Source organism: Moraxella sp. K23 (assembly GCF_041154765.1).
GTDB classification, from domain to species: domain Bacteria; phylum Pseudomonadota; class Gammaproteobacteria; order Pseudomonadales; family Moraxellaceae; genus Faucicola; species Faucicola tetraodonis.
Map to the genome: position 1 here is coordinate 2149588 of NZ_AP031595.1, position 13063 is coordinate 2162650.

General features: G+C 43.1%; 12 protein-coding genes and 2 tRNA genes. 13 read left to right on the forward strand and 1 reads right to left on the reverse strand.

The features are described 5' to 3' along the window. Window positions 1–2: 2 nt before the first annotated feature. Window positions 3–1709 (reverse strand): type IV-A pilus assembly ATPase PilB, encoded by a 1707-nt coding sequence (pilB, locus tag ACAM37_RS09490; protein ID WP_369626091.1) that lies wholly within the window; start codon window positions 1707–1709, stop codon window positions 3–5. Between the two features lie 418 nt (window positions 1710–2127). Here pilB and tpiA point away from each other — a divergent pair, with 418 nt between their 5' ends. The 13 genes from tpiA (at window position 2128) to rpsO (ending at window position 12933) form a co-directional block, all read left to right on the forward strand. Beyond that, window positions 2128–2967, forward strand: coding sequence for a triose-phosphate isomerase (gene tpiA, locus ACAM37_RS09495; protein ID WP_369626092.1), 840 nt, complete (start codon window positions 2128–2130; stop codon window positions 2965–2967). Between the two features lie 90 nt (window positions 2968–3057). After that, window positions 3058–3378, forward strand: coding sequence for a preprotein translocase subunit SecG (gene secG, locus ACAM37_RS09500; protein WP_353551321.1), 321 nt, complete (start codon window positions 3058–3060; stop codon window positions 3376–3378). A gap of 108 nt (window positions 3379–3486) precedes the next feature. Continuing rightward, window positions 3487–3571 (forward strand) — tRNA-Leu (locus ACAM37_RS09505). Window positions 3572–3639: 68 nt separating this feature from the next. Beyond that, window positions 3640–3716, forward strand: a tRNA-Met gene (locus ACAM37_RS09510). A 225-nt stretch (window positions 3717–3941) separates the two neighbouring features. Then, window positions 3942–4451, forward strand: coding sequence for a ribosome maturation factor RimP (gene rimP / locus ACAM37_RS09515; protein ID WP_369626093.1), 510 nt, complete (start codon window positions 3942–3944; stop codon window positions 4449–4451). A gap of 117 nt (window positions 4452–4568) precedes the next feature. Next, a complete protein-coding gene (nusA, locus tag ACAM37_RS09520; RefSeq protein ID WP_007115082.1) occupies window positions 4569–6050 on the forward strand; it encodes a transcription termination factor NusA in 1482 nt (493 codons plus the stop codon). Window positions 6051–6063: 13 nt separating this feature from the next. Then, window positions 6064–8793: a translation initiation factor IF-2 gene (gene infB / locus ACAM37_RS09525; protein ID WP_076775868.1), complete on the forward strand. Its 2730-nt coding sequence runs from the start codon at window positions 6064–6066 to the stop codon at window positions 8791–8793. A 105-nt stretch (window positions 8794–8898) separates the two neighbouring features. Next, a complete protein-coding gene (locus ACAM37_RS09530) occupies window positions 8899–9288 on the forward strand; it encodes a ribosome-binding factor A (RefSeq protein ID WP_007115084.1) in 390 nt (129 codons plus the stop codon). Between the two features lie 58 nt (window positions 9289–9346). Beyond that, on the forward strand, window positions 9347–10363 hold the full coding sequence (locus tag ACAM37_RS09535) for an Lnb N-terminal periplasmic domain-containing protein (protein ID WP_369626094.1): 1017 nt from the start codon (window positions 9347–9349) through the stop codon (window positions 10361–10363). 20 nt (window positions 10364–10383) lie between these two features. Then, the gene (gene truB / locus ACAM37_RS09540; protein WP_369626095.1) at window positions 10384–11334 is read left to right on the forward strand and encodes a tRNA pseudouridine(55) synthase TruB; all 951 of its coding nucleotides are present in this window, start codon (window positions 10384–10386) and stop codon (window positions 11332–11334) included. A 379-nt stretch (window positions 11335–11713) separates the two neighbouring features. Beyond that, window positions 11714–12238 (forward strand): type 1 glutamine amidotransferase domain-containing protein, encoded by a 525-nt coding sequence (locus ACAM37_RS09545; RefSeq protein ID WP_188875391.1) that lies wholly within the window; start codon window positions 11714–11716, stop codon window positions 12236–12238. Window positions 12239–12269: 31 nt separating this feature from the next. After that, the gene (locus ACAM37_RS09550) at window positions 12270–12455 is read left to right on the forward strand and encodes a hypothetical protein (protein WP_203172430.1); all 186 of its coding nucleotides are present in this window, start codon (window positions 12270–12272) and stop codon (window positions 12453–12455) included. Between the two features lie 208 nt (window positions 12456–12663). Beyond that, window positions 12664–12933, forward strand: coding sequence for a 30S ribosomal protein S15 (rpsO, locus tag ACAM37_RS09555; protein WP_095356547.1), 270 nt, complete (start codon window positions 12664–12666; stop codon window positions 12931–12933). Window positions 12934–13063 lie beyond the last annotated feature (130 nt).

A 13063-nucleotide genomic window follows, 5' to 3' on the forward strand; every position in this document is an offset into this window, starting at 1 on the left:
CCCTATTCGCTAGTAACACGATACATCTCTTGGATACTGGTCGTGCCTTTTAGAACCTTTAAAATGCCAGATCGCCTTAAATCCCTAAACCCTTGCTTTAAGGCAGCGTCTTTAATCTCAATAGCATTGCCGTCTTCCATAATAATTCGGGCAATCTCTGGTGTTACTTTCATCACTTCATAAATACCAACACGTCCTTTATAGCCATCGCGGCATTCAGAGCAGCCAACGGGCTCATAAATGACATTGCTGGTATCTGCCAAATCTTCTTCCGTAAAGCCCATTTCAAGCAAGCTATTTTTTGGCACATTGGTCGGTTTTTTACAAGCTGTACAAAGGCGACGTGCTAAGCGCTGTGCGATTACCAAATTGACTGAGGTGGCAATGTTAAAAGATGCCACACCCATATTCCGCAGACGCGTTAAGGTTTCTGGCGCTGAGTTGGTATGCAAGGTTGACAGTACCATATGCCCTGTTTGGGCAGCTTTGACAGCAATTTCCGCCGTTTCCAAGTCACGAATCTCACCGACCATCACAATATCAGGGTCTTGACGCAAGAATGATTTGAGCGCACTGGCAAAGGTCAAGCCAACTTTATTATTCACGTTGACCTGATTGATGCCTTCAAGGTTAATTTCAACGGGATCTTCTGCGGTGGAAATATTGGTCTCAACTGTGTTTAAGATATTAAGACCCGTGTACAAGGAGACGGTTTTACCCGAACCCGTAGGGCCGGTAATCAATAACATCCCTTGCGGTTTTGCCAGCGCATCCATAAATAGCTGCTTTTGGTCCGGCTCATAGCCGAGTGCATCAATGCCTAGCATCGCTGATGATGGATCTAAAATACGCAGTACAATTTTTTCACCAAATAAGGTTGGCAGTGAGTTGACACGAAAATCAATCGCCTTATCCTTGGAAATTTTTAATTTGATACGACCATCTTGCGGCACGCGGCGTTCAGAGATGTCCATTTGTGACATGACTTTCAGCCGGGCAGCAATTTTACCCGCTAGCTGCGTCGGTGGATTTGCCATTTTTTGTAACACGCCATCAATACGAAAACGCACGCGATAAGATTTTTCATAGGGTTCAAAATGTAAGTCTGAAGCGCCCATGGTAATGGCTTTGATGAGCATCCCATTAATGAACTTAACGACAGGCGCTTCATCATTGATATCTAAATGACTGGTGGCACTATTGTCTTCATCGGCACGGGTTTCATCAAACTCCACCGCTTCCATATCATCAAAATCAGCTAAATTGGTGGTAGTAAAGATTTTTTCGATGAGTGATTTGATTTTGTGGTGTTCGGCAACCACTGTTTCTACGGTAAACCTTGTACCAAACCGCAGTGCATCTAAAGCATCTACCCTTGTTGGGTCACTCATAGCAACAAATAAGCGGCTACCTCGTTGAAAAATCGGCAGAATATTAAATTCGCGAATAATTTTTTCATCAACCGCTTCTTTTGGAATATAGTTGACATTGATGGCATCCAAATCAATGAGTGGGTCGCCAAATTCTCGCGAAATTACCCACGCTACCGCGTCAGGTTGCGCCAATTTATTGTCAACCACATAGGCGATTAAATTTGTTTTTTGTTGCTGCGATTCTGCCAATACTTTTTGCATTGACGCTTCGCTAATTAGTCCTTCATGCACTAATCGTGACGCAATGCCACCAAAACCAGGAAGTGATGCTGCCATTGTTTTTCTCGTTTACTCAATATTGATTCAAATGGGCTAATGTTTGCTAGTGTAAACTATTCATTTATATATTAACAAATCATTCTCGACAAATCCGTGAATTCAACGATAAATATTTTTTTAACGCATTTTATCTCCATCAACCTTCATAAAACTGTTTTATACTTTATACCTTCTTTAAACCCCTCACTTGCGTGACCCAATAATTTATTCGGCAAATCGCGGCAATTGCTTATATAATACCTACCATTTTACGCCTAGTATTTTAAACACTTCTATTTTCATATCTTGATATCTTTAAATGGTGATGTTTTACATCGTGATATGTTAAATAGCGTTACTTATATTTTAATGTTATCTTGACATTTATACTTTGCAAATCCATAGATAACCACTTAACTCAATTGACAGGGACATTATGAAAGCATCTGATTATGTAGCAAATTGGCAGAATTCTTGGGTGATTGCTAATTGGAAAATGAATCCTAGCACACAGCTGACTGTTACAGCCCTCATGACCGATTTGCAGCAGCAGATACCTGCAGATGCACTGCAACGCTGTAACGTGGTTGTCGCCCCGAGTTTTATACATTTATCGACCACGCAACAAGCCATCCAACATGCTGAATGCAACATTGGGCTAGCTGCGCAAAACTTATGTGCACAACAAGCTGATAAAGGCGCGTTTACTGGGGAAGTTTCGGGTGCTCAGCTCAAGGACGCTCAGGTAAATTATGTCTTAGTCGGACATTCAGAACGCCGTCAATATTTTAATGAAGATGACACTTGTTTAATCCAAAAAATTCGCAATGCCTTTGCACATGATTTAACCGTTGTCTTTTGTATCGGTGAAACACAAGCCCAGTATGAGCAAAATCAAACCCAAAATGTGTTGGCAGCACAATTAACGGTAGTTAAACAACTAGCCACCGAATTTGCTAACACCCAATCTGAAGGCGCCCAATTGGGTAACTTAGCATCGCGATTGATTATTGCTTATGAACCCGTTTGGGCAATTGGTACAGGTAAAATCCCAACCATACAAGAAGTACAAAACATTCATGCTTTTATCAATACCACCTTAACCGACATAGACGCCTCTTTAGCGACCACACCGATATTGTATGGCGGCAGCGTGAAAGCGGATAATGCTGCACAAATCGCCCAATGCCCAAATGTAAATGGGGTATTGGTAGGTGGGGCATCACTAGACGCGACGAGCTTTACACAAATTATTCAAGCGTTTGCCCGAATTTAAGGTAAAATATCACCCATTTAAAATTTTTACTTTTGCCACTGACAGCGTTTTTGTTGGGCATCAGTGCTATCAAGTTTTGTAGAGATAAGTATGTATAATGCAATTTTAGTGGTTCATATCATTGTCGCGATTTCAATGATTGGTCTGATTTTGGTTCAACATGGCAAAGGTGCCGATGCCGGCGCGTCATTTGGTGCAGGGGGTTCAGCAACCGTATTTGGTGCGTCTGGCTCTGCCAACTTTTTAACGCGCTTGACGGCGGTTTTAACAGCAATCTTCTTTATCACCAGTATGACACTGGCAGTATTTGCTAAACAGCAATCGGTATCTAGTCGTACCCTTGATACCAGCCTAGCGACTAATACTGCGCCTGCAAGCCCTACTCCAACGACGCCTACACCATCCAAATAAGTTATTAAAAAAAATGTTGCGTTATTGGTAGTTTTGACCTAGAATACAGCGTCTATTTTAGAGTGTTGTTATTTAAAAAACAGCTTGGTTAAAGTAGTTTGGTTTTTTGCGATTGTGGTGGAATTGGTAGACACGCTACCTTGAGGTGGTAGTGCCGCAAGGTGTGAGGGTTCGAGTCCCTCCATTCGCACCAACTAAATTAATTTTAAATAACTGTTGACAAGGTTAATATCTCGCTTTATAATACGCTCTCTAAATTGTTGCGGGGTGGAGCAGTCTGGTAGCTCGTCGGGCTCATAACCCGAAGGTCGTTGGTTCAAATCCAGCCCCCGCTACCACTTTTCTAGTAGCATTGCTTTGGTATCATTACTAGAAAAATCAATTTAGACACACTTTTATTGATTTAAAAGCCCACCAATTAGTTTGTGGGTTTTTTTGTATCTGTTGGTTTCGAAAAAACTTAAGTTTTGCTAAATTAGCGGTTGCGTTTTAGTAATGTGCCAATTTTTAAAATCAGCTTTTAAAATCAACAAAGATGTTAATAATCAACTCTAAAGGATATCATGAAACTATCAACGAAAGTTGCTGAACTGACCCAAATCATTGAGCCAGCAGTAACTGCCTGTGATGTGAGCTTGTGGGGTATTGAGTTTGTACCACAAGGTCGACGCTCTCTTCTTCGTATTTATATTGAAGCCCTACCTGAAGACCGTGCCGAAGGCAAACAAGTCACCATTGAAGACTGTGCTGCGGTCACCCACCAAGTCGGTGGTGTGTTAGACTTACACGACCCGATTGCAGGCGAGTATCTACTTGAGGTGTCTTCACCTGGTTTAGACCGCGCGTTTTTTTCTGCTGAGCAGCTGCATGACTATGTGGGGCAAACAATCAGTTTACGATTGATTCATGCGATTGGACAAGGTAGTGATAAGCGCCGTAAAGTAACAGGCGAATTGGTCAATATTGACGAGCGCCAGTTGATGGTCAAAACCGAAAATGATCAAGTCAATGACCAACTTTTAACCATCGAGCTTGATAATATTGATAAAGCCAATTTGGTCTACCAATTTTAGCTTTTGAATTTGGGGTTAACGCCTTTTTTACGCTATGTCTTCTAGCTAACTTTTTTCTAGCTAAAAGCAAGATTTTAAAGAATAAAGTCTAGAATGACTTAAATTATAGGTGATTACATGAATCGAGAAATTTTAACGGTCGTTGAAACCGTCAGTAATGAAAAAGGCTTAAATCCTGAAGATATTTTTGAAGCGATTGAGCAAGCCTTGGTGGTATCGACCAAAAAGAAAGTTTATAGTGAGCAGCCTGAAGTTGCCGTGCGCGTGCATATTAATCGTAAAACAGGTGACTATGACACTTACCGTTATTGGACAGTAGTGGCAGATGAAGATCATGAAATGCCTGCCTGTCAGCTAGCAATTAGCGATTTGGATGAAAACGAGTGGAAAATCGGCGACGTCAAAGAAGAACAAATCGAATCCATTGAATTTGGTCGTATTGCCGCTACCCAAGCCAAACAAGTCATTATTCAAAAAATCCGTGAAGCTGAACGCTCACTGGTGGCAGATGCGTTTGAACATCGTATCGGCGAGATGATTACGGGTGAAGTCAAAAAACCGGCGCGCGATGGTTATATTATTGATTTGGGCGATAATGTCGAAGGCTATCTACCACGCGATAAAATGTTGCCCCGTGAGCAGCTGCGCATCAAAGGTCGTATCAATGCGATTTTAGAGCAAGTCAATCGTGATAACCGTGGTGCTCAGCTGGTATTGTCCCGTACTTCACCACAAATGCTGACAGCACTGATGCAAAAAGAAGTACCAGAAATTGCTGAGCAAATCATTGAAATTCGTGATGTTGCGCGGCAGCCTGGCTTACGTGCTAAGATTTCAGTCAAAACCAATGACCATCGTATCGACCCTGTTGGTGCTTGTATTGGTATGCGTGGCACCCGTATCCAAGCCGTGCAACAAGAGCTTGAGGGCGAGCGTATCGACGTAGTAGTATGGTCGGATGATGCAGTGCAGTACATTATCAGCGCTTTGGAACCTGCGGATGTCGATCGTATTATTCTTGATGAAGATACCAAAACTGCGGATATCATCTTTGCCACTAACGATCAGTTGGCCCGTGCGATTGGCTCACAAGGTCAAAACGTGCGCCTTGCATCAGAATTAACAGGTTATCGTCTTAACATGATGCTCGAAGACGAGTACAATGCACAACAAGAATCAGAAACCAAAGTGTATCGCGACCTATTTTACACACGTCTTGAAGTCGATGAAGATTTGGCACAAGCCTTGGTAGATATTGGATTTACCTCACTTGAAGAAGTGGCGTATGTCCCTGCTGAGACTTTTTATGATATCGATGGGCTAGATGATGACGCCATCGACGCAATCCAAGAACGTGCCAAAGAAGCGGTGATTGCCGATGAATTGGTCAAACAACAAAATATTAAAGAGCCAAGCCAAGAGCTTCTAAACCTTGAAGGCATGACTCAAGCATGGGCCTACAAGCTTGCCGAACGTGACGTCATCACCGTCGACGACCTTGCCGAACAAGCCATCTTTGATATCCAAGATATCGAAGGTCTTGATGAAAAGACCGCAGGTGAGCTCATTATGAAAGCCCGTGAATCATGGTTTAATTAAAAAAGGTGTATGAATGGCAGATAAAACCGTAAAAGAACTTGCAGCAATGACCAAAAAGACCGTTGAAGCAATTAATAATCAACTGGTCAAGGCAGGGCTGTCTGCGCGCGGTGACAATGACATCGTCACCGATAGCGAACAACAAAAACTGGTCAGCTTTTTACAACAAAGTCATGGTCAAAATGACAAACCTCGCATTAGCTTAAAAAGCAAAACCACTTCTACTGCGCGGGTGACAGGCACTTCTGGTAAAGCCAAAAGTGTCAATGTTGAAGTACGCAAAAAAATGGTATTTGATAAACCAAATCCCAATAAAATCGCTGAAGAACTAGCGTTGCGTGAAGCAGCGGCCAAAGAAGCTGAAGAAAAAGCGCGTTTGGCAAAAGAAAAAGCCGCCCAAGAACAAGCTGAAAAAGACAAAGCCAAACAAGCCGCTGAAGCGCGTCAACAAGCCACCCTTGCAGCAATGCGTGCTAACCTAGGTGGCGGTAGTCAAGCTGCCAAAGAGCACACAACCACCAGTGTGGTAGTGAAAAAAGGCAACAAAACCGCGGCAATCGAAGTCAAAAAAGCTGACAAAAAACCTGCGCCGAAAAAAGAATCGGATAGTGAACGCAAAGCGCGTGAAGCAGAAGAAGAACGCTTACGTCAAATCGAATCAGAAAATCGCCGTAAAGCCGCTGAAGAAGCTCAGCAGCGTACCCTTGAGCAAATGCGCCAAATGGCGAGTAAATATAGCGAAACCGATACTGAAACTACGATGGTTGTCAAAAAAGATGAACCATTGGCAGAAGGTTTGGTGGGCGCAGCGCTTGAAGACTCATTTGAACAAGAACGCCGTGAAATTAAACGCGGCACCGCAAGCACTGCCAACAAAAACCGTCGTCGTCGCCGTGACGATGAAGGTGAGCAAGAGATTAAGAACCGTAGTCGCGGCTTAAAATCATCGCAAGCCAATAGACACAAATTTGAAAAACCGGTTGAGAAAATCGTGCATAACGTTGAAATCGGTGAGACCATCGTGGTGTCTGAACTTGCCCAAAAAATGGCAATCAAAGTACGCGAAGTCGTCAAAATGTTAATGAAAATGGGCGAGTTGGTCCGTGAAAACGAATCCATCGACCAAGAAACCGCTGCCCTACTTGTTGAAGAAATGGGTCATAACCCAGTGCTTGTCAGCTCAACCCAAGTTGAAGACTCACTACGTGAGGCGGTGGGCGAGAAAAGCAGCAACGTCCAAGCGCGTCCGCCTGTGGTTACCATCATGGGTCACGTTGACCATGGTAAAACGTCCCTGCTGGATAAAATCCGTTCAAGTAAAGTGGCATCGGGCGAAGCAGGTGGTATTACTCAGCATATCGGTGCTTATCATGTGCAGACTGACCAAGGCGTTATTACTTTCTTAGACACCCCAGGTCACGCCGCATTTACCGCGATGCGTTCTCGTGGTGCCAAAGCGACGGATATCGTGGTGTTAGTGGTCGCAGCCGATGATGGTATGATGCCACAGACCGCTGAGGCGATTGACCATGCGCGTGCCGCAGGTACCCCGATTATCGTGGCTATCAACAAGATGGATAAAGACAGTGCCGATCCAGACCGCGTGCTCAACGAACTGACCACCAAAGAAGTCGTTCCTGAAGAATGGGGCGGTGACACACCGGTGGTCAAAGTCTCTGCGTTAACAGGTCAAGGCATCGATGAATTGCTCGAAGTGATTAACCTACAAGCAGAAGTGATGGAACTTGAAGTCGCTACTGACGGTGCGGCGCAAGGTGTAGTGATTGAATCACGTCTTGAAAAAGGTCGCGGAGCAGTGGTCAGTTTGCTGGTTAAACAAGGTACTTTAAACCAAGGTGATTTGGTACTTGCTGGTGAATATTATGGTCGTGTCCGTGCTATGACCAATGAAAACGGTCAAAAAATTACCTCAGCGGGTCCTTCTATCCCTGTTGAAATCCTAGGTCTGCCTGATACGCCAGCGGCTGGTAGCGAGTTTATGGTGGTCTCAGATGAGAAACGTGCGCGCGAAGTTGCAGAATATCGCGCAGATCGTGAGCGTGAAAAAGTGCTTGAACGTCAAGCCAAATCACGCTTAGAAAACTTGTTTGACCAAATGAGCGATGCCAAACTGCCTTCCGTTAATTTGATTCTCAAAACTGACGTTCGAGGTTCACTAGAAGCCTTGTTAACCGCGCTTGATGAGTTATCTACGGATGAAGTTAAAGTTAAAGTCATCTCATCGGGTGTCGGTCCAATCACCGAATCGGATGTGGTACTCGCCGAATCAAGTGAAGCGGTATTATTAGGCTTCAACGTTCGTGCTGATAGCGCCGCCAAACGCAAAGCGGATGAAGCAGGCCTAGATATTCGCTACTATAGTGTTATCTATGGGTTGATTGATGATGTGAAAGCAGCAATGAGCGGTTTACTTGCGCCAGAACATCGTGAGCAAATCTTGGGTATCGCTGAAGTACGTGAAGTCTTCCACTCTAGTCGCTTTGGTTATGCAGCCGGTTGTATGGTGACAGAAGGTAATATCATCCGTAACAAGCCAATTCGGGTATTGCGTGATGACCAAGTTATTTTCACGGGTCAATTACAATCATTACGTCGCTTCAAAGAGGATGTTAATGAGGTGCGCGCTGGTATGGAGTGTGGTCTAGCGGTGAAAGGTTATGAAGTAAAAGAAGGCGATAAGATTGAAGTCTTCGAAATTCATGAAGTCAAACGTACCTTATAAGTTAAGCTGACAACCTAATACTGCCAGCTTGCTATTAGCAACCTTTCCAGGGGTCTAATTAATCTAGGTTAATTAGACCTTTTTTTACTATAAAAAGGATTACCAATGAATCAACGTTTACAACGTCTTGCCGATCAAATTCAGCGCGACCTAGCGGTTTTGATTCGTGACGAGATTAACGACCCACGCTTGACTGGGTTTGTGACCATTTCTAGTGTCAAAATCAGCCCAGATTTGGGTTATGCTGATATCTATGTCACCATCATGGAAAAGTCGATGGATGATGCCATGGCAAAAGATTATCATACCGAGAGCTTAGAAGTGCTCAACAAAGCATCAGGTTTTTTGCGTACTGAGCTTAGTCATTTGCTAAAAACCCGCACTACGCCACGTCTACGCTTTCACTATGATGAAGTGACAGCTAACGCTAACTATATGATGAACCTCATTTCTAAAGCGGTACAAAGTAGCGAAGGTCAGCCATCAGACGACTGATGCGTTGCAGGCTATAATAAGCTTATTTGTCACTTTGAGTCATTAACAGGGATGTTGAATGCAGTTACTTTGGGGTATCATTAAGTTTATCATCATTATTCTTTCAAGCCTGTGGGTCGGGGTGTTTGTGTGGACGCATCAGCCCTTAGGCAGATATGTCAGTCTGGCACTGATTAGCGTATGGGTGTTTTTTACCCTCGCTGTTTTGGTCAGTATCATCAAACCCACCCTATTTTCATCCCTACTTTCTCACCAGTCTTTATTATTGATTTTTTTTGCGGTGCTGGCGATTGCCATTGCATGCTTTTTTTCGATGTCAGCTAGCAATGAGCGTGATTGGAACCCTGAAGTTGCCCAAATGTTAGACTATCGGCTTGACAGTGATGGCAACACACTCACAATTAGTAATGTTAGAAATTTTGATTGGCAAAATAAAACCCATTTTCAGCCGCGCTGGGAAACTAGGCAATACGACTTGGCAAAACTGCAAACTATCGATTTTATTGCCTCTTATTGGATGGGCGATGCCATTGCCCATACGCTAGTGAGTTTTGGGTTTAGTGATGGAAAGCAGCTTGCGTTATCTATCGAGATTCGCAAAGAAGTCAATGAACAATTTAGTACGCTGGGTGGATTTTTTCGCAAGTTTGAATTGGTGATTATCGCTGCCGATGAAAAAGATATTATTTACACCCGTAGTAATATCCGTCATGAAGATGTTTATATTTATCCCATCAATATGCCAAAAGACCATATTCAAGCGTTGCTGCTTGCGTATCTAGCGAAAGCCAAGTCCTTAAAAACGCAGCCGGCATGGTATAATTCATTGGTAAATAACTGTACCACGGCAATTTATGAGCTGATTGACGATATCCAACCTTTGCCATTTGATTATCGTATCCTGTTATCAGGCTATATTCCCAGTTATCTGTATGACCAGCAATTGATTGATAACCGCTATAGCTTGCAGCAGTGGCAACAACGCGCACATATTAACCCTAAGTCAAAGCCATATTCTGTCAACCATCCTATTAGCGCAGCAGATTACTCGCAGCTGATTCGAACCGACTTTTAATGAATTGATAAATCCACAACATGATGACCCAACCAAAAATAGCCAAATCCATCGTCTCTGGTGTTTTACTGATTGATAAACCGCAAGGGATGACCTCCCAGCAAGTGGTATCAAAAGTCAAATACTTGCTCAAATCTGATGTGCACGACAGTAAAAAAGCGGGTCATACCGGTACCCTTGACCCAATGGCAACCGGGTTGCTGCCGATTTGTCTGGGAGAAGCGACCAAATTTAGCCATTATCAACTCGATGCCATCAAATCTTACCACGCCATTATCAAACTTGGCGAGCAAACCGATACCGGGGATGCTGAGGGTGAGATAATTGCCACGAGCCCTGTACCGCATGTGACACAAGCAATGTTACAAAGCGTCACTGAGCAATTTTTGGGTGAGATAATGCAGGTTCCGCCCATGTACTCCGCGCTCAAAAAAGACGGCAAAAAACTGTATGAACTAGCTCGTGAAGGTATTGAAGTGGAGCGAGCAGCACGTCCTCTCACTATTTATGAGCTGTCACTTACTCCCCTATCCGATCAACAATTGCAATTAACCGTCACTTGCTCCAAAGGCACTTATGTGCGCGTGCTCGCTGAAGATATTGCCAAAGCACTAGGTACGCTAGGACACCTGACAGCACTTAGACGGATACGCACGGGTGATTTTGAGATTGCTAATGCCATCACCTTAGCCGATTTTGCAGCGCTCGATATTGCAGCCCGGTTTGATAAGCTATTAGCGGTGGATGCGTGCGTTCACTCACTACCAAGCTTAGTATTAGACGCTAGCCAATCAAAGCGCATTCGACAGGGTCAACGCTTAAACGTCAAGGCGACCATGTTAACTCAGCAGCTGAACTTAACCGCCAATCAAATGTTTCGCTTGTTTGACCCCCAACAGCAATTTTTGGGCACGGGACTACTTGAACCCAATGGTCGTTTACAACCGATGAAGCTGGTCAATTTAAATTAGCCACGATAAGTCAAAAAATCTATCCATCTTGCTAATTTTTTGCTGTATTCACATAATTTACTCAATGAGCGCTGTGATGTCACAAAGCGAGTACGTTTTTTATGCATTGATACAAAACGTGACGCTTTGCTAGCAGTTTTTAACCTGCGATTTCTTTATTCTTAGTGGTATTGATTCACTTGTTTTTTTGCTTAGCAAGCTTTGCTAATAAAGGACCATACAGCGGTTTATTTAGAGAACTTTATATAATTAATAAATTAAAAATCAAATAGAAAAATCGAATAATAATCTCAAAATAAAGCGCTAACCTTACAGATGAATCGATAAAAACAACAATTTTTTTCTTTAACTCAAATAATGAAATAATAGGATAATTACCATGGCTAAGATTGCTATTTTACTTGATACCGACTTTGAACAAGTTGAATATACCCAAACCAATGACCTCCTTAAAGCTAAAGGTCACCAAACCACTTTAATCACCACACAACCACAAAAACAAGTACGCGGGCTTAATCATACTGACCCTGCTGACACCTTTACCGCTGATTTATTAATTGGTGAAGCCAACGCAGCCGATTATGATGCCATTGTTTTACCAGGTGGCGGTGCCAATGCCGATGTGTTGCGGGCAAATACCGATGCACAAGCGATGGTAAAAGCATTCATGAATGCCGGTAAACCTGTTGCAGCGATTTGTCATGCACCGTGGATTTTTGCGGATACCGAAATTGCGCGTGGTAAAAAATTAACCGCTTACAAAACCATCGCTACTGACCTAAAAAATGCCGGTGCGCAGTTTGAAGACAAATCGGTGGTGATAGATGGCAATTTGATTACCAGTCGCCAACCTGAAGATATTCCAGATTTTGCTGAAGCGATTGACCAAGCATTGACTAAATAAGCTTAAATAAGCATAAGAAAAGGAGATTGCCATGCAACCGACTACTATGACAGATATTGAAAAAATGGATAAGAAAGCGCCTGATGCGACATTTGTTGCCGATACTACGCCTAATGCTGCGGATGAAGTGACTTCTGATAAACTCACCACCGCGCCACAAGAGCAGCTTGACCGTCTGCATAGCGAAACACCCAAACAGCCCACGGGTAACCAGTAAATTGAAAGCTTGGATCTATTGAAAGCCTTAATAAATTCAACACCCTAATGAAAATTAGGGTTTTTTTATTGGGCAATATTTGGTAAAATAATACTCCTTTTTGACGGTTAACTACTGAGAAGCGTGGTTATCCTGATTTTTTTACACTAATCGACTCGACTGATAGCCGATTAGGCTTCTCATTTTATGCTAAAAAAGCTAGGAAAACATTATGTTGACTAACCAAGACCGCGCAGATGTAATCGCAAAATTCAAACGCTCTGAAAATGACACAGGTTCTCCAGAAGTTCAAGTGGCGTTATTAACCGCACGTATCAATGACTTACAAGCACACTTTAAAGCACACAAAGCTGACCATCACAGCCGTCGTGGTTTGATTCGTATGGTTAACTCACGCCGTACGTTACTTGATTACTTAAAACGTAAAGATGCAGACCGTTATACTGCATTGATCAATGAATTAGGCTTACGTCGCTAATTTATCAGCACGTTATTCGCTTTATTCAATCAGCGGCTGCTTTTGGGTAGCCGCTTTTTTATGGGTTCAATATTTTTAGCCAATTTTGTTTTCACTTTTACCCTCGCTGTTAGCTTAGTCATTATCCATC